10 protein-coding genes are annotated in these 20301 nt (G+C 40.4%); 8 read left to right on the plus strand and 2 right to left on the minus strand.

Going from position 1 to position 20301, the window contains the following annotated elements; translation table 11 throughout:
• Window positions 1-43: 43 nt before the first annotated feature.
• The 7 genes from HX021_RS12045 to HX021_RS12075 all read left to right on the plus strand — a co-directional run bounded on the left by HX021_RS12045 (window position 44) and on the right by HX021_RS12075 (window position 14168).
• On the plus strand, window positions 44-3268 hold the full coding sequence (locus tag HX021_RS12045; RefSeq protein WP_286590606.1) for a SusC/RagA family TonB-linked outer membrane protein: 3225 nt from the start codon (window positions 44-46) through the stop codon (window positions 3266-3268).
• Between the two features lie 19 nt (window positions 3269-3287).
• A complete protein-coding gene (locus HX021_RS12050) occupies window positions 3288-4868 on the plus strand; it encodes a SusD/RagB family nutrient-binding outer membrane lipoprotein (RefSeq protein WP_286590607.1) in 1581 nt (526 codons plus the stop codon).
• A 542-nt stretch (window positions 4869-5410) separates the two neighbouring features.
• Entirely contained in the window at window positions 5411-6535 is a 1125-nt protein-coding gene (locus HX021_RS12055) for an ROK family protein (RefSeq protein WP_286590608.1), read from the plus strand.
• Window positions 6536-6557: 22 nt separating this feature from the next.
• Window positions 6558-9884: a SusC/RagA family TonB-linked outer membrane protein gene (locus HX021_RS12060; protein ID WP_286590609.1), complete on the plus strand. Its 3327-nt coding sequence runs from the start codon at window positions 6558-6560 to the stop codon at window positions 9882-9884.
• Window positions 9885-9895: 11 nt separating this feature from the next.
• Window positions 9896-11479 carry a SusD/RagB family nutrient-binding outer membrane lipoprotein gene (locus HX021_RS12065; protein WP_286590610.1) on the plus strand — a complete coding sequence of 528 codons (1584 nt, stop codon included), beginning with the start codon at window positions 9896-9898 and terminating at the stop codon, window positions 11477-11479.
• Between the two features lie 74 nt (window positions 11480-11553).
• Window positions 11554-12990: an alpha-L-fucosidase gene (locus HX021_RS12070; RefSeq protein WP_286590611.1), complete on the plus strand. Its 1437-nt coding sequence runs from the start codon at window positions 11554-11556 to the stop codon at window positions 12988-12990.
• Between the two features lie 134 nt (window positions 12991-13124).
• Window positions 13125-14168, plus strand: coding sequence for a sialidase family protein (locus HX021_RS12075; protein ID WP_286590612.1), 1044 nt, complete (start codon window positions 13125-13127; stop codon window positions 14166-14168).
• Between the two features lie 51 nt (window positions 14169-14219).
• Here HX021_RS12075 and HX021_RS12080 read toward each other — a convergent pair whose 3' ends face one another.
• Both HX021_RS12080 and HX021_RS12085 read right to left on the minus strand, forming a co-directional pair.
• Complete coding sequence (locus HX021_RS12080; RefSeq protein ID WP_286590613.1) at window positions 14220-16583, minus strand: glycoside hydrolase family 3 N-terminal domain-containing protein; 2364 nt, start codon at window positions 16581-16583, stop codon at window positions 14220-14222.
• A gap of 290 nt (window positions 16584-16873) precedes the next feature.
• A complete protein-coding gene (locus HX021_RS12085; protein ID WP_286590614.1) occupies window positions 16874-17374 on the minus strand; it encodes a hypothetical protein in 501 nt (166 codons plus the stop codon).
• Between the two features lie 318 nt (window positions 17375-17692).
• Between HX021_RS12085 and HX021_RS12090 the strand changes: the two genes are divergently transcribed.
• Window positions 17693-20086, plus strand: coding sequence for a TonB-dependent receptor (locus HX021_RS12090; protein WP_286590615.1), 2394 nt, complete (start codon window positions 17693-17695; stop codon window positions 20084-20086).
• Window positions 20087-20301 lie beyond the last annotated feature (215 nt).

The following is a 20301-nucleotide window of genomic DNA, read 5'->3' on the forward strand; positions in this document are numbered from 1 at the left end:
TTCAGATTAATCACAACTTTATTGTCATACTAATCATTAAAAAATGAGTCTATTTTACAAAAAAGCAGGAGGTTTAGCACTATGTACGCTATTTACCGCTACCTCGCTTTATGCACAACAAACCATTACGGGGACGGTCACTGATGCTAAGGGTCCTATCTCTGGCGCAACAGTCTCTGTTAAAGGCACTTCAAAAGGTACGCAAACAAACTCAAGCGGTATATTTACCATTCAAGCATCCCCGGGAGAGGTATTACGTATTTCTATTGTCGGATACCAAGCGCAAGAAATTACAGTGACTTCAGCTAAAACGATTAAAGTATCCCTCAATGAAGACGCTGCGGCTTTAGATGAAGTTGTCGTGACGGCTATGGGTATCAAACGCGAGACCAAAGCACTCGGATATGCAGTGAGCAATATCAAAGCAGAAGAAATTACGAAAGCGGGCAATACGAACTTTGGATCCGCACTTTACGGTAAGGCACCTGGAGTAAAAATTACTACTGCACCAGGAGGGTCTGCCAGTGCTGTTAACGTACAGATTCGTGGTATCAATTCTTTAAATTACCAACGTCAACCACTATATGTCGTTGACGGTATTATTATCCGTAATGACCAACAAGGTGGTGCCACTGGGTCCAACAACAATAATTATTGGGATGACCAACGCATTAGAGGGAATGGTATGTTAGATATTAACCCTGCTGACATTGACAATATATCTATCTTAAAAGGTGCGGCCGCCAGTGCATTATATGGATCAGATGCTGCAAGTGGCGTTATCGTTATCACCACAAAAAAAGGTATTAAAGGCAGAGGCCTTGGAATTGACTTCAATTATAATGGATCTATTGAAAGAGCGGCTTTCTTACCAAAATTTCAAAATATCTATGGTCCTGGCTATGACGAGGCAACCAATATCGCAAATGGTGCCACAGCTGAAGGATGGTTTCCAGATGCAAATTCCCCATCAGGAAGAAGGCCTTATTACAGATCATATGGAAGTTTTGGGCCAAAATTCACTGGTGAAGATGTATTGTGGTGGGACGGGCAAGTACGCCAATACAAGGCTCGTGAAAACAACTATTATGATGTTTTTGACAAAGGGTACAATTCTAATATCAATGTTGGCATTTCAAATCAAACAGACAAAATCAACTATCGTTTGAGTGCCACAAGAATGGATTATAAAAGTACAAGTCCTGGCAGTAAACAAAACAGAAATACATTTAACCTAAATAGTACGGTTAAACTTAGTGATAAATTATCAACGGATATCGTTGCAAACTTCATCAATACCAATACGCATAATAGAACATATTTATTAGGTCAAGTTCTTGGAAGCTTTGACGGATTTTTCAGCAGAACGGAGGACATGTCCGCAATGAAAAATGCTTATCATACCACCGATGGTTATAAATATTCCAAATTTGGAACAGGGCGTCCTGAGGACTTTAAATACACCATGCGAGCCTCTAATCTTTTAGACTATTTTTGGAATCAATACAAAAATAGTTATGACGAAACTGAAAACAGAATCTTAACCAGTGCTACTTTAAACTGGGATGTTGTGAACCACCTAAAACTTCGTGGAAGAATTGGTAATGACTTTACTTCTGCAACAAGTACTAACAAGCAATACAACGAGTACGCCACCGCCTATAACTCAACAACAAGTAGTTCTGGAGGGTTCGCAACCTCTAAAGGAGCTTATTCAATCCTTTACGGTGATGTTATGGCGACTTATAGTAACAAAATCAATGCAGATATTGACTATACAGCTAGTGTAGGTTTCCAATCAAGGTCGGAAAGCTATGATGACCAATCTTCAAGTACGGCAGGTGGGCTTGTTACTGAAAACTGGTTCAGCTTAAGCAACAGTTATGCACAAGCGACTACATCGAACACTAGAAAGGAGATGCTAAAATATGCCTATTTTGGCTCCCTGAACATTGGATATAAAGGATTTGCCTATTTAGACGGTACCTATCGTTCGGAGTATTCGTCTACATTGCCTACCTCCAACAATAACTATCGTTATGGCTCCGTTAGTGGAAGCTTTATTTTTAGTGATGCGTTTGATATCAAGTCGGATAAATTCTCATATGGTAAACTACGCGCTTCTTACGGTATTGTGGGTAATGATGCTGCCATCTATGAGGCAAATATTGCATACAACCAGAATCCATTATTGACTATCAATGGGGCTGTTCCATCATTAACCTATAAAAACAATTATGGAAATCTAAACTTGAGACCCGAACGTAAATATGAGGTTGAGATAGGTCTAGAACTGAAGTTCTTAAAAAATAGACTAGGATTGGATGCAAGTTATTACAACAATTATATTGACGATCAAATCCTTGGTCTGACAACACCCGCTTCAACAGGTGCTACTTCTCAAATTTTGAATATCGGAAAAATAGCTAACAATGGATTAGAACTCTCCATCAATGGTACACCAATCCAAAATGATAATTTCACATGGAATTCAAGACTAAATTATTCGTTTAATAAATCAACTGTCAAAACTTTAGCTCCTGGTGTTGAAGAATTAGTATTCTATTCTGCGGATGAAAATTCTTTAAAAATCACAGCCAGAGAGGGTGAGAAATTAGGCAATATTTATGTTTATGATATTGCCAAAGATCCAAATGGTAATAACCTGATTTCAGACGAAGGATTTTATGTAATAGACAAAACAAAATACAAATTTGCCGGAAACATTATGCCAAAAGCTATCGGCGGTTGGACAAATACATTTACCTACAAGAACTTCATGTTAGACTTCACAGCTGATTATCGTTTTGGAGGTAAAATGGTTTCTGAAAATCTTAAATATGGTATGAGTGCTGGTTTATATGAAAACACATTGCCTTACCGCGAAACAGGAGTCACATTACCAGGAGTAAATACTAACACAGGGGAAACGAATGACGTACACTTAAGTGCCGCAGAGTATTACATGAATACGTTTGGTTGGGGTGCAGATTCTTGGTCTGAAAAAGGCGCAGTATATGACAATAACTTCATTAAACTAAGAGAATTATCCATCGGTTACCGGATTCCTGATAGTTTTACAAAAAGGCTTAAAATTAACAATCTAAAAGTCTCATTGCTCGGTAGAAATTTATTTTATTTTTACCGCACATTGAAGAATCTTGATCCAGAGGCTCCAGTAGGAAATAAATGGTGGGCACAAGGAGTGGACGTTGGTTCATCTGCAGCAACTAGAAGTTTCGGTTTCTCATTGAATGCTAATTTTTAATTTTTTACCCCAAAGAATCATGAAAAAAACTTTTCTTTCTATATTTACTCTGATCTCAGCCCTATCAACAATAGTAGGCTGTAAATCACAACTTGATGACAAGTTTCAAAACCCAGATGCCTCAACAAAAGCTAATATTCCAGCTTTTTTTACCGAGATTTTAAATAATGACCGTGTAAGACCGGCATATTACCATTATCGTACATTTATTCTATCAAATCAAGCTATCTATACACAAACAGCTTCGTTTTATCCTTCAAATACGATGTATCAACCCAATGACAGCTACTCGTATGCTTATTGGACTGACTTCTATGCACCAGGGGTATTAGGCGTAACACGTAGTATGGAAAAAGCATATTCCGAACTTCCAGAAACGGAAAAATCCAGCAAAGAAATCTTTATCCAAACCGGTAAAATTGTATTATTTGATGAAGCTTCGAAACTTATTGACAACTTTGGTGATATTCCCTATAGTGAAGCAGGTAGCTTACCGACAACAAGTACAATCATTAAACCAAAATTTGATGCTCAAAAAGAATTATATTACCAATTTATCAGTGAATTGAAAAATATAAACACTTATCTGTCTACTGCAACAACCAACCCTGATTTTTCGAAATATGATATTCTTAATAGTGGTAACGTAGACAAATGGCGTAAATATGCAAACTCACTTAGACTTAGATTGTTAATGCGTATTTCTTTTGTGGATGAAGCAAAAGCAAGAACTGAAGTACTTGAGATGCTAAACAATCCGGCAGAATATCCATTAGCAGATGGTAGTGCAACGGCAAACTACAACCCGAGAAATGAAGACATCTTATTACAACCGTTAACAAACTATACCGGGACATTGAGACAGGCTTTGATCGAAGGTCCCAATCAATTCGCTACAGATCACATGCTGAATAAGGTCATGTTACCTTCAAATGACCCTCGAATTCCTGTTCTTTATGATAAATTTGGAAAAACAGTAAATGGTAAGTTTGTACAAAACAAGGAGTATAAAGCAATGCCTATTACCTTTACTTCTGCGGATATGGAGAAAAATTATCAAGATTACTCCGTATTGGATTCGGCTACTATTTTCGATAACAATGCATTACCTGGAATTATCATTACTGCCTCTGAGACAAACTTTAACAAAGCAGAAGCTTTATTAAGATGGGGGACTAGCTCTGCAGCAAAAACTGCTTATGATATAGCGATTAAACAATCCGTCTCTTTCTATTATTATTTAAATAATCTAAATACTTCTGGATTGAAAACTGAGAGGAAACCAGATGACGATGTTATCAATAACTTTGTAGACAAATCGACTATTGCATTTTCAAGCACGCAAGCAAAGAATCTAGAATTGATATGGACACAAAAATGGTTGCACTATGGTTTTCTACAGGCACAACAAGCTTGGGCTGAGTTAAGACGCACAGGATATCCGATGTTGACCTACCCAGTTGCTGGACTCGCCAACTATGCAAATCCTCCAAAACGATTGTTGTACCCAACCGCAGAAATTTCGAACAACAGCTCAAATTATGATGCTGTAAAAGCTAAGGATACGAGAACAACTAAAATATTTTGGGATGTTAAATAGCTGATCTAACCGCTAGGCATATTAAACACGACAAATTATTCTTTTTAAAATAGCCTGAGATCATCCCAGGCTATTTTTATTTTGACTCCAGACACGTTATAAAACCTAGATTTCCAATTATCTTCTTTTTCAAAATATCCAAAATCAATGATATTATCACAGCCTTTCGCTCTTTATACTATACTTTTTCCTAATCGGTTACGATTAAAACTATAGCGACTTTGTTACAATCCCTATCAAATCTTTCATTGCATATAAACGAAAAGAGGCTTCTTTTGTTTCCAAAACACATTATTATTAAATTCTTTTTAAAAATTTTAAAAAGAATTTTGAACTTAACACAAACAGTATTTATCTTTAACATATAAAGCTTATGTAATGGATAACATATGACTCGTACATAAGCCAAGACTATGAAAAACTGCGTCGACATTGATAATAATATTGCCGGCCATTAATAAACTAAAGAAACTAACAATTTACTAATCCAATCGAACTAAATTATGGGCGGCGAAATTTTACGAATTTTGTACTACAGACCGATGCAACCGATTGCAGATATTGCAAGTTCTTTGTCCAAAAGCATCCCTTCTGTCACCAAGCAGATTAATACACTTTTGACAAAAAAAGTTATTGTCGAGAAAGGTTATGCTGCGTCTACAGGCGGAAGAAAAGCTATACAATATATGATCAATGAAGATCTAAAGTATAGCATTATCAGCATAGCAATTGATCAATTTTATACTTCCATATCTTCTTCAAATCTTAAAGCTGAGATCATTTCTTCGCACAACAATATTCCAATAGATCTTCGGGATAGAAATGCTACAGATGCTATTTTGGAGGCTTTAGACAAATTCATTTCTACCACCCAAATCGTAATGGACCAGGTGATCGGTATCGGAATAAGCATGCCAGGTTTTGTTGATTCTGATACAGGACTCAATGAATCCTATCATGAAGAGTCCCCTCTATATAATATCCGGAAATTAGTCAAACAGAAATTCAGTCTCCCAACGATTATTGATAATGACTCACGTTGTATTGCCTTAGCCGAACGTAAGTTTGGCGATGCGCAAGGATCATCCCATTCACTAGTGATCAATCTCAACTGGGGCGTTGGTTTGGGTATTTTGATCAACGATGATATTTTTAAGGGAACTTCGGGTTATGCCGGTGAATTCAGCCATATTCCTCTATCAGATACGCTGACATTATGTTCATGTGGAAAAAGGGGGTGTTTAGAGGTGGAAGCCTCTATTAGTGCTGCTGTTCGGAATATTGAGCGAGATATAAAAAATGGCGAATATTCTATTTATGATAAACTTGCTAAAGAATATATCAACAAAATTGACGCCCTAATAGAAGCTGCTCAAATCGGAGATCAGGTAGCGATTAATAACATTGGGAAAATTGGATATTTACTTGGCAAAGGAATATCAACCCTGATACATATTCTAAACCCAAATAAAATTATCATAAGTGGCCGAGGTGCAGAAATTGGAGATATCCTAGCTCCGCACATTCAAGTTGCAATTAATGAATATAGCATTCCAAAGATTGCAAAAAAGACCACGCTGAGCATTTCCCATTTAAACAAAAGAGCACAACAGCTCGGAACAACAGCACTAGTCATAGAGAAATACATTACCAACATAATTAACTAACGTTTACACAAACACCTAAAACATGAGTCTATTTTACAAAAAAACTGCAGGATTAGCGCTATGTACACTTTTCAGTGCAACATCGCTATATGCTCAGCAAAGCATCTCTGGAATAGTTTCAGATGCTAATGGACCAATTTCTGGCGCAACCGTCTCAGTAAAGGGAACAACCAGAGGCACTCAAACTGGGGCCAATGGATCTTTTACAATTCAGGCTTCACAAGGCGAGATCTTGCGTGTATCTATTGTCGGCTACAAACCACAAGAAATCGTAGTTGGCTCTACAAAAACTATCAACATTAAATTGACAGAGGATGCTTCAAATTTAGAGGAAGTCGTTGTCACTGCCATGGGGATTAAACGTGCTCCTAAGGAACTTGGTTATGCCATGAGCACAGTTGATTCGAAAGAATTAACAAAAACAGGTTCACCAAACTTTGCTGGAGCATTGTATGGTAAAGCACCAGGTGTACGCATATCTGCTGCGCCAGGTGGGGCCACATCTGGTATCAATATTAATATCCGTGGTACAAACTCTATTACTGGAAACTCGCAGCCTTTGGTTATCATTGATGGGGTTCCTATGCGTCAAACTAATTTTAACAACTCAGACTATTGGGGTGACCAACGCTCACGTGGAAATGGTCTTGAAGATCTGAATCCTGAAGATATAGAAAATATCAGTATTTTGAAGGGAGCTTCGGCTGCAGCTCTATATGGATCGGAAGCAATGAATGGTGTGGTCTTGGTAACAACCAAATCAGGAAAAGGGGGAAATGGATTTTCTATTGATTTTAATGCAACGTATACCCATGATCAAATTGCTTATCTACCAAGGTTCCAAGATGTAAGAGGTCCAGGTTATACAAAGGCTTATCAAGATGATGGGCAAGCAGATGATATGTTTTATTACTACGACAAAAGTCTTGCTATTAATGGCGTAACACGTGGTGTACTACCAGCAACAGTAAATTTCGGCCCAAAATTTGACGGCAAAGACATAATTTCCTGGGATGGTGTAGTGCGGCCCTATTCTGCTCAGAACTCCTATGGTAAGTTATTTAACAATCCTAACAATACAACATTCAACCTAGCACTAGGTCATACAACGGATAAGTCAAATACTAGGTTTTCGGTCACTCGTCAAGATAATCAAATGACGGCCTTAGAATCTACCAATAAAAAGAATATCGCTAATTTAAATTCCTCCTTCAAACTTTGGGATAAATTAACGACAGACATCGTTGTTAATTATGTTAATCAGCATACACATAATAGACCATTCCTTACAGATCGCTTAATAAATAACTTCACAGGGATGATTTCAACATTTGATAATCCCGAATGGTATCTCAACAAATATAAAACCAGTCTCGGTTATAAATACGTTACGGGTACAAATCAAAGCTTAACGCCAGGTGAAAACTTAATATACAATGGTTATAAAACAGACGTACTGGATTTTATCTGGAATTCAAAGGCCAAACAATATGATGAATATTCTAACCGCGTTTTAGGCTCTGTAACCAATACTTGGCAGGTAACAAGTGACTTTTCATTGAGAGCACGTTTCTCTGCTGATATGACATCCCTCCGAACAGAAGACAAGCAACCTAATGAGAAACCTTTAGCTTATGAAAACACAGGATATTTCGGTTTAGGTCAGCAAAATGCCAACATTTATTATGCAGATTTCTTGGCATCATATAATAAACAGATCAACCAAGATATCAAAGTTGGGGCAATGCTCGGCTATACAGCGACCAAAAGTCAAGACACTTATGTCCAAAGAGAAACAGCTGGGGGATTAAGTGTTCGAGATTGGTATGATATTAATGCCTCCGTAAATACGATTGGGGGAAATTCGAAATATAATTTCCGGAGAAACCAACTTAGAGATGCATTATTTGGAACATTGAACTTTAATTACAAGGATTATTGGTTTCTTGAAGGAACGCTAAGAAGAGAAATCATATCAACCATGCACCCCGACAACAATGTGACCTACTACCCTTCTGTAAATTCCAGTTTATTACTATCAGAAGCCTTCCAACTTCCAGAAGTTTTTAATTATGCTAAATTAAGAGGTTCATTTGGTATCGTAGGTAATTATCCTCAGATTTATCAAAGTCCATTAAGTTATACACAAAACACCATGGGCGTACAAACCCTAGGTGGCCAGGCTGTAATTTACACCAACGTGCCGACAAGTGCATTTGGAAATGAAAATATAAAATCAGAACGGAAGAAAGAATATGAATTTGGCTTGGAGACCCGGTTATTTAATAATCGTTTAGGCTTTGATATCACTTACTACAATGGCTTAATTCAAGACCAGATCCTGAATTACACCTTACCAATCTCAATGGGTTCAAGTTCAATTGTTGCGAATGTGGGTACCTTACGCAATAAGGGTTGGGAATTTGCAATCACAGGTACACCTATACAAGGTGAAGATTTTAGATGGAATACTGTTTTAAATTTTTCTATGAACAAAAATATCGTAGAAGAACTGCCAGGTGGAGTCTCTGAGCTATTGCACAAAGATTATGATGGCGCTGCGGCCCAATTAGTCTCCAAAGTAGGTCAACCAATGGGGGATATCATGGTACATCCTTTAGCTACTGATGCTAATGGCAATAAAATTGTTCAGGATAATGGACTATACCAATTGGATGCCGACTCCTGGATTAAAGCTGGAAATGCAATGCCGAAAGCTGTAGGTGGGTTAACAAATACATTTACATATAAAAATTTCACATTGGATGCTTTACTTGATTTCAGATGGGGAGGCCATGTTATGCCAACTGGTATAAACTGGATGATTAGCCGGGGACTTTTGGAAGAAAGTTTAAATAATATGGATGCTGAACATGGTGGACTTAGCTACTACACGGCCAATGGAAAAGGTATTGCAACGACTGGAAACACTGGTCCAAATGGAGAAACAGTCTATCATGATGGTATGTTAATGGAGGGTGTTAAAGCAGATGGTTCACCAAATGACAACATCATCTCACAAGCAGTTTACTATAACAATACCTATAACTGGGGCGGCCCACAATATTCCAACTCACGATATGAATTGTACGTGCAAAAGAACAACTACATTAAAATGCGTGAACTTTCGATCGCATATCGTCTTCCAAAATCTGTTGCTCAGAAATTAAGAGCTAAAAACCTTCAGATTTCAGCTTTTGGACGTAATTTATTTTTTATCTATAGAAGTATAAAGGATTTAGATCCAGAACAAATGACTGGTGGTTCAAATTGGGTAGATCAAGTTTCCAATGCAGGAACTAGTCCAGCAACAAGAACATATGGTTTAATGCTACGTGCTAGCTTCTAATTATTAAAGACATGAAAAGATACATATTATATATGGGGCTATGTGCAGCCACATTAACGTTTGCAAATTCTTGCAGCAAAAGCTCATTTGATGAAAACTATCGTGACCAAGGAAAGGTAACTGAGACGACTGTTGAAAAACAATTTGCAGGTATGATCTATAGTTACAGACAACTTATCGTTCCTGAATATAGAAATCTATTTGTTACACTCAGACCGACAATTTTTAGATATTTACATACGACCGGTTGGATTAATGAGACAAACCAACTTTTACCTGGAGCTGCCGCAATTGAAGACCGTTGGTCTCGTTATTATGAGGGCCTTGCGCAATATAGAGAACTGGAAACAATTTACAATAAATCCGCAGATGTTGAGAAAAAAGAGAACAGGATCTATTATTTAACTGCAAAGGTTCTATTTTACGATCAGACAGAACAAACCGTAGATTTACATGGTGCTATTCCGTGGTCTAAAGCAGGTATGCTGAGTTCAAATAATAGTGATTATCAAAACTCATACCCTGCTTATGACCAAGCAGAAGACATCTACGCAGCAATGATGACTGATCTAAAAAGCATCAGTAAAGAACTCAATACAATTACGGTTAGTAGCGCTACGGCCAATAGATTTAAAACTCAGGATATTATTAACAATGGTGATATTGTATTATGGAAAAAATATTGCAACTCGCTTAGATTAAGACTATTAACACGAGTTTCTGCTAGTTCAAAATTTGCTACACAGGCGAGCCAAGAGATTGCAGAAATTATTAATAATCAAACTTCTAATCCATTAATCTTAGCCAACGCTGACAATGCACAACTGGATATTTATAATCTTGATGACAACAGTATTCAAACAAAAAATATCCGGGATGCCTTCGAAGCCGGTGGGTGGTATGCCAATTTAGCCAGTAAGCGAATGGTTGATCATATGCTAGATAAAGAGGATCCTAGATTACCGTTTATGTTTGAGCCAGGTGAAAAGGCAGCTGGTAAATACATCGGACTAGACCAAAGTAAAGCAAGTGCAAATCAAACAGCATTAGCAACTGGAGGTACATTGGCGATCTACAATCGATCAACATATTCTAGGAATCAATATTTTCCTGGAATATTATTTTCAGCAACGGAAACAAATTTATTATTGGCCGAATACTACAATAAAGCCGGAAATGCATCTGCTGCAAAAACAGCCTTTGAAAATAGTATAAAAGAGTCAATCGATCTTTATCGCATCATTCGAAGCAAATCAAATGACAATACTGTCGCTGCTCCTAAAACTCCAACCGATGCTGCGATTACCGCATACATCAACAATTTAAACTGGGCAGGTGCTTCCAATAAACTTGAATTGATCGCCACACAAAAGTGGATACACTTCAATGTGTTGCAAACAGTGCAGGCTTGGTCTGAGCAACGCAGGTTGGACTTACCTAAATTCGATTTTGTTGTACAAAATGCAGATATTCAAAAAACAGTTCCAGTTAAATTTAATCTTCCTCCTTCAGAAAGTGTTTATAATTCAGCGAATTATAATGCTGTCAAAGATCAAGATAACATTAACACCAAACTTTTCTGGGACGTTCACTAATCCCACTCTACATCTACCTGTTAGAAAGCCACTTTTCGTGGCTTTCTTTTTATCATTTTATAGTATATTTATCCATGCAAAAACTTAAAACCATTATATCAACCGCGTTATTAGCAACAAGCTCAACAGTCGCATTTGGCCAAGCCCACAATGTGTCTAATGGCTATCAAAAACCTACAGATCCATTGGTGATCGAAAACCTTGAACAATGGCAGGATATGAAATTTGGCCTTTTCATGCACTGGGGCACCTATAGCCAATGGGGGATTGTTGAAAGCTGGAGCATCTGCCCCGAAGATGAGGGATGGACACAACGCAAGCCGGAACATGGGAAAACCTATTTTGAATATCTCAAAAATTACGAAAACCTGCAGACAACATTTAATCCTACGGATTTCAATCCACAGAAATGGGCTGATGCGGCCAAAGCGGCAGGCATGAAATATGTGGTTTTTACCACCAAGCATCACGACGGTTTTGCCATGTTCGACACCAAAGAGTCTGATTATAAAATTACTTCCCCCAAGACACCGTTTTCCAGCAACCCCAAAGCCAATGTAACCAAGGAAATCTTCAGCACCTTCCGCAATGATGGTTTTAAGATCGGGGCATATTTTTCCAAACCAGATTGGCATTCCGACTACTATTGGTGGTCGTATTTTCCACCAAAAGACAGAAACGTCAATTATGATCCAAAAAAATACCCAGACCGCTGGCAGAAATTCAAAGATTTCACTTATAACCAAATCAATGAGTTAACATCAGAATATGGAAAAGTAGATATTCTTTGGTTGGATGGTGGTCAGGTACGTCCTTTGGAAACGGTTGACAAATCTGTTGATTGGCAACAAACCATCAAAATGGACCAGAACATCGACATGGACCGCATTGGTGGCATGGCCCGAAAAAACCAGCCTGGCATTATCGTCGTAGACCGTACCGTCCCTGGAAATTGGGAAAATTATGTGACCCCCGAGCAGGCTATTCCTGATCATCCATTGGATATTCCCTGGGAAAGCTGCATTACGATGGGCAATTCTTTTAGTTATGTTCCCAATGACAATTATAAACCAACAAAAAAAATTGTCGAAACGCTGGTCAAAATCATTTCCCGTGGGGGCAACTATCTGCTCAATATCGCACCCGGTCCAAACGGTGACTACGATCAGGCCGCCTATGACCGCCTTAATGAATTGGCCGCCTGGATGAAGATCAATCAGGATGCCGTGTATGCGACACGTACCATCGCTCCTTACCATCAAGATGACTATTATTATACAAGAAGCAAAGACAGCAAAGTGGTCAATGTCTTCCACCTTTCTGATGGTGATACCTATCAACAACCCAATGAATATATCTTCCAGGTACCCGATGGCTTTAAGGTAAAACGCGTTAAGATCCTCGGTCATAAAGGCAAATTAGATTGGTCTCAACACGACAATCACATTACGCTAAGAAGTCCAGGTACACGTTTTAATTATGCAACAGCAATTCAATTGCAAAGCAAATAATACTCCTTTCATCCCAGTTGGATCATATTTGTCTCCAACTGGGTTACTATCCTACACAGGCGTACCCATCACAGCAGAAACGTCGGAAAGTACTGTTATTCCTATCACAGAGCAACCATAGCCCTTACCAAAACATGATCTATATCAAAAGAAATATTATCCTATACATATTCCTGATCCTCGTCCTAAACTCATGTAATAGCTACAAACCCAGGATCCTTTCTTCAGCACATATTTTTACAGAAAGTCAGGTCAGTTTCGAACAATGCCATGCCTCGACTCTCCAATCCATCGGCAAGGACAGTCTACTGGCGGCATGGTTTGGCGGTACCCATGAGTCCAATCCTGATGTCGTGATATGGAGCTCGCTGTATGCAAACGGGAAGTGGGAATCACCAGTACAGATTGCGGATGGAATATTGGATGGTCAGCGCCATGCAACTTGGAATCCCGTCCTTTTTCAATACCCTAGTACAGATACGCTCTTTTTATATTATAAAATAGGTCCCAATCCAAGAGAATGGCGGGGTTATAGCAAATATTCCTTGGACAAGGGACGTAGCTGGTCTCCCTCCAACCCTTTAGCTAAAGGAATATTAGGACCTATCAAAAACAAGCCTGTCACCTTGAAAAATGGGCTTGTACTTTCTCCATCCAGTACGGAGTCAAAAGAAGAAGTATGGAAAGCACATCTGGAAATTAGTCATGACCATGGAAAAACTTGGTCCATCAGCAAGATCCGGCAGGACACTAGCATCCAGGTCATCCAACCTAGTATTGTACAACATCGGGATGGAAGAGTTCAGGTCCTCTGCCGCAGTAAAGAGAATAAAGTGATGACTGCATTTTCGGCAGATCAAGGAATGACCTGGGGGCCATGGCAGGCTACGAATCTCCTCAACCCAAACTCAGCAACAGATGCCATTCGCCTCAACAATGGTCTATTCATGATCGTTTACAATCCGGCAGTAGCAGGAAAAGATTGGTGGGAAGGCCGCACCCAACTCCACGTCGCAACATCCAAAGATGGTCTACAATGGGAAGATGTCCTCACCCTTGAAAATGGAATCAAAGGGGATGAGTATTCCTATCCCACTATTATCCAAGATGAGCAAGGTTTGATCCATATTACCTATACATGGAATAGAAAAGGGATCAAACATATTGTTATTAAATAATAAAACAGGGCATCTCTGAAAAAGCCCTGTTTTAACAGCTATCAATAGATATTAATAATCCTTCTTCAGCAGCATTTCTCCCTTGAGGCGGATATCATCGGACGATGCCCCCACCAATAGCTGAAATTTTCCTTTCTCTGCCTTCCACACATGATCCACAGCCCATATCTTGAGGTCCTCTTTCGTCAGTTCAAAAGAATAGGAAGTCTTCTTTCCGGCAGCTATGGGTTTCCGTTCAAATCGTTTTAACTGCATAATGGGGGTAACCACAGAGCTCACTTCGTCAACAACATAGAGCTGGGCCACTTCGTCACCATCCAATTTTCCTGTGTTCTCTACGTCAAAAGATACTGTACAGACAAAATCATCAGCCTTTTCCTCCAGTTTTACTTGTAAGTTGGAATATGCAAATGTGCTATAGCTCAATCCATAGCCAAACGTATATAAGGGTTTGGCGGACATCTCTACATAATCGTGGTGTTTTGGTTTGGCATGATTATAATGCACGGGTAACTGCCCCACCGATCTGGGTACAGAAACCGGCAATCGTCCCGCGGGATTATAATCACCAAACAATACATCTGCAATAGCCAGCCCCCCCTCCTGTCCGGGATACCATGCGTTCACGATCGCCGGTACATGTTCAGCGGCCCAATTGAGGTTTAGTGGTCTTCCCATGATGGTAACCAGGACGACCGGTTTTCCCGTTTCCTGAATAGCCTGCAGTAATTTCATCTGATCCCCCATCATATCCAATGAGACACGATCAAAACCTTCACCACTTTCCATATCACTGACCGTATTGGGATCAACATTTGCTGCTCCCGTCGCTTGATAGGATGTCTTAAAATCACGGGCGCTTGAACCACCAAGGACGAGGATCACAGCATCCGCCTGCTGTGCTGCTGTCACCGCAGCAGCGATATCTGAATTTGCTGTATCCCGGATTGCGCAGCCTTTGACATAGTCAACCTGTGTCCCCTTCCCCACAGCCGCACGTATCCCTGTTAATAAAGTCTGAATTTTACCTTCAGCCTGTGGCGCCGTATAATCTCCCAGCTGGTTATACGCATTATCGGCATTCGGCCCGACCACGGCTATGCGTTTCAGCTTTTTGCTAAGAGGTAAAACATGCTGGTCATTTTTAAGCAAAATAATAGATTCCCTGGCCACTTGTCTTGCCACCGATTTATTGTGCGCTGTCGCAACTTTCTGGGCGACTAATTTCTCATCCACATAAGGACGATCAAACAGCCCAAGGTTAAACTTCATCCGCAATACACGCGCTACTGCCGTATCCAATACCGCAGGTTCCACCAAGCCCTGCCGCACCGCCGTCAATAAGTTGGGACCATACCCTGATCCGCTCAAGTCGACGTCTAACCCCGCATGGATACTTTGTGAGGCTGCTTCTTCAGCGGTGGCCGCGGTAGCATGCCCCCCATTAAGTCCCGAAATACTCAAAAGATCCGAAACGACAAATCCCTGGAACCCCCAGTCCTGACGGAGTATATGCTTTAACAACCATGGATTGGCAGAACATGGAATGCCATCGATACTATTATACGCGGTCATAACCGATCCTGCACCTGTTTTTACCGCCTGCTCAAAAGGTGGTAAAAAATACTGTCTCAGGCTACGTTCACCAAACGACACAGACTCCCCGTTATGTCCGCCATCAGGAGCCGCATAGGCTACAAAATGCTTCAGCGTACCAATTATTTTATCCGGCTGCCCTAACTGCTCTCCTTGAAAGCCACGGATCATGGCACGCCCCATCTGCCCGATCAAGTATGGATCTTCACCATAAGTCTCTTCGGTACGGGACCAACGGGGATCACGGGCCAGATCCAATACGGGACCATATCCATTTTTGCCCCCAACAGCATACGTTTCCTTGGCGATTGTGGCGGCCATCTGTTGGATCAGGCCCGGATTCCAGGTACTTGCCTGTCCGATTGCGGTTGGAAATACCGTCGCCCCAATAGCCATATGACCATGTGGGGCTTCCTCCGAAAGTAACAAGGGGATCCCCAGCCGTGTGCTATCCAGCATATAACGTTGAATGGCGTTGGTTGCTCGTGCCGCCTCCTGGGGATTCAGGCCGTTAAGAAGTGTTTTCTGCGTCCAGGGGTCAGCCCGCAACGTCGCCCAGAGCAAACCGATCCGCTGTTCCTTCACGGCCTTTTTAAGCTTGTCACTAACAGCAATATGATTTCCTTTTTTCTCATACATGTCCCAACCGAGCACCTTACTCAGCTGCCCTACCTTTTCTTCAACCGTCATCCGTCCCAAAAGATCATTGACCCGCTGTTCGGTCGATAATGAACTATTTTTATACGGAAATTGCTGTGCTTGCAATTGTGGATGCAGCCATGCCGTCATCACAGCCAAAAGTAGGATTCGGAGTTTCATATGTAAATGATTATGGAAAAGTGCCCGTTTTCATTGGCCTCAATGAAGCGCAACACTCGGTTTTTCATTCGTGTTTATTTTTCGGTACATTCATCGTTCGCTTGGTGGGATTCTTGCCCATTGTCTGTCTTTTTCAGACATCGGTATTTTATTTTCCCCAAGGCGGTTCAGTTTATGCAACCGGTTTCAATGTTGCTAAAATAACCATTTAATAGAAATAATCAAGCTAAATTCTAAAGATAAAAAAAGACGGCAAGCCGTCTTTTAACCAAATGATATAGGAAATATGACTACTGTGCTATTGTTTTACTTTTTCCCCTAAAGTGATATTCCATCGGAATGATATTAGCGGTCGGATTGTTATTTCGATAGGTCAGTACCAAATAGTCCCCATCGATCAGGACACCGTAACTCTCATATTGATCGCTGTTCACAAATTTCATACTGCTTTTTTCCTGATCATAGGTAAACGACCGATCAATGGCACCCTGCATGATCGTTTCTTCAAAGGTATCCTCACCCTTATCGCACTGCTCATCCCCGCTATCAACAATAAGTTTTTGTGCATTTTCACTAAAGGAGAAGGAATACAGATTATCCATTTCACAGTCCTGGGGCTTATAATGATACAGCTCATTCTTTTCATCACCTGCTACTGGTACTGGCTCCCAATAATAAGCCTCCAACTGCTTCTGTATTTCCAAAGGGGCCATCATCTCTGGATCAACATGATCCTTACTACAGCTAGCCCATAAAAACAGGGCAAACATCCCGATTATTAATTTGCTCATCTTGGTTTCTTCATTAGTTATAGTGTTATAACGAAGGTTCCCATACAATTGCTACACATCCATCCATCCCGCCACCCATTGACGGACTAAGGTATGTATTCAAACCTAAGCACAGCCACACAGATACTGTTGACAACCATGTTAATCACCTGACACATAGCGCTATTTTTGTTAATAACTTCTACACAGCAAAACTTAAGCACATCACAAAAAAACAGGGTCTTCTATTTCCAATAATTAACCCATTTCATAAAAAATTTCATTGTCCGACAAGGGTAAAGTCCAAGTTAGCTGTCATAGAGATAAAGCTTAATCCATATGAAACTATCTTCCATCCTAATAATTGCATTGTCCATTCAGGCCAAGCAATCATTTTCACAACAGAATGATTCCACAGAGGTAAACAGAAAAGTTGTCACGGAAACTGTGAAAGGAACTGTATTGGACAAAAATACCAGGTTACCACTTATTGGGGTCACGATTGTCCTTTCTTCCAATGGCAAGACACAATCGGCCAGTACAGATCAACAAGGTGTTTTTAGGCTATTGCATGTTCCTGTAGGTCGTCAGGTATTACAGGCACGTATGGCTGGCTATAGACAGGAAGAACTCTCCGAGATTCTCATCACCAGTGGCCGTGAAAATATCCTAAATATCGAACTCGAACCACAAACAAATACATTAAACGAAGCTGTAGTCTATGCCGATGCGGGAAAACAGCCGTTAAATCAGATGGCCATGACCAGTGGCCGTTCCTTCTCTCCAGAGGAAACCAACCGCTATGCTGGTGCATTTTTCGATCCGGCAAGGATGGCCCAGAGTTTTCCAGGAGCAGTTGCCGGGGGGGATGACAATGAGATTATTGTACGTGGAAATTCGCCCAAGAGCTTACAATGGCGACTAGAAGGGATTGAAATTGTCAACCCCAATCATTTTGGTGAAGAGGGAGCCGCAGGTGGCGGCATCAGCATGCTGAATACCATGGTATTGGGTAAATCTGACTTTTATACCGGCGGACTGGCAGCAGAATATAACAATGCGATATCCGGAGTCTTTGATCTTAGGTTTAGGAAAGGCAATACAGACAAGCGTGAATACACCTTCAATGTTGGTGTGCTTGGTGTTGGCGCCACCTTAGAAGGGCCATTCAGGAAAGGAAGTGATGCGTCTTATCTCATCAGCTATCGCTATTCTTCGTTGAGTCTGCTCGAAAAAGCAGGTATAAAAGTATCCGATACCGGGGTCCCTAAATATCAGGATCTTTCTTTCAATTTTGTCTTTCCGACTAAGAAAGCTGGTACATTTTCCATATTTGGAATCGGCGGGCTCGGCAAACTGAAAGAAACGGCTGAACGGGACTACCAGAAATGGGAAGAAAGAACAGATGCCCAGGACATGAACTTAGGTTTTAATGCCGGAAGTATAGGCTTAAAACACCAGTACATTGCCAACGATAAGCTCTATTTCAACAATATCCTCTCTATGTCGGCAAGCCGCAATTCCAATACCACTGATACCTTGACGCAGGATTATATCGCCAGCCTTTATCGCAGGGACAAATTCACCAATACGGCCATTCGGTATGCCGGTAGCCTAAACTACAGGGCTAACAGCAGAAATACGATCCGTGCCGGCATCAATGCAAGTCTTTTGCGTTATGACTTTTATGCCCTGAGTTATGACACGCAGCACGCTGCCCTGAAAGAACGGATCAACCAAAACGGAAGTACCAGTACTTATGATGCTTTTGCACAACTTAAAACGGTATTAACAGATAGACTGACCCTCAATACAGGTGTACATGCCAACTATTTTGTACTGAGCAAAAGCTGGACAGTGGAACCAAGACTCGGATTAAATTGGAAAGTCGCAGCCGACCAGACCATATCCTTTGGAACAGGGCTATATAATCGGCTCGAGCCACTTGCTTACTACTTTGCTCATTCGGAGGGAAAAGAGTCCAACATAACCTCTAGTTCGAAATTATCACCTACTAAATCGGCACAGGCAGTTATCGGTTATGAAAAGAATTTCAATCGGACACTCCGCTTCAAAACAGAGGTCTACTATCAACATTTATACGATGTTCCAGTCTCAACCGATCCCAGTATCAACTTCTCTCTGCTCAATGTTTCTGATATCTCTGCCATTGGAACATCCACCTACCGCCAGCTCATCAACAAAGGGACGGGAAAAAATTACGGTATCGAGCTAACCCTGGAAAAATCACTAAGCAAAGGCTATTATTTTATGGTAACATCATCTTTGTTTGATTCTAAATTCAAGGCTCTAAACGGAAAAGAATACAATACAACATTCAACACCCGATATGTGGGCAATCTACTCCTTGGAAAAGAATGGACCGTTGGGAAGAATAAAAACAATCTCTTTGGGTTAAATGCCAAATTGATCTATGCTGGAGGAAGAAAATATTCACCGATTTTGGAGGAGGAATCTTTCCGGCTAGATGAAGAAGTCATCGACCAGGATCGTATCAATACACTAACGGCAGCCCCCTATGTTCGGCTCGATTTTTCGTCGAGTTACCGCATTAACCGTAAAAAAGTAAGTCACCTGGTCATCCTCGACATTCAAAATGCCTTAAATAGAGAAAATACAGTGGGCATGCATTACAATTTCAGCAAAAGGATCATTGAGCCTCAAAAATGGACCGGCATCATTCCAACCATTAATTATAGAATTGAATTCTAACAATACCTATTCGCAGGAAAAGCTATTCTAGCACCACATAGCCTCTGGGACTTTGACCGTTTCAGAGGCTATTTCTGTGCTGGCCTCTGTCAGTTCCGATCAAACTCATCCTATCCGCTACGAAAACGATTGCGATAAAATACAATGCTGATTCGCTTTCAATACTGTAAATTCACATTACAGAAAATTTATTTTTCAATCCAATTAAATCTAAA

Origin of the sequence: Sphingobacterium sp. N143 (assembly GCF_030325625.1) — a bacterium.
Classification (GTDB): domain Bacteria; phylum Bacteroidota; class Bacteroidia; order Sphingobacteriales; family Sphingobacteriaceae; genus Sphingobacterium.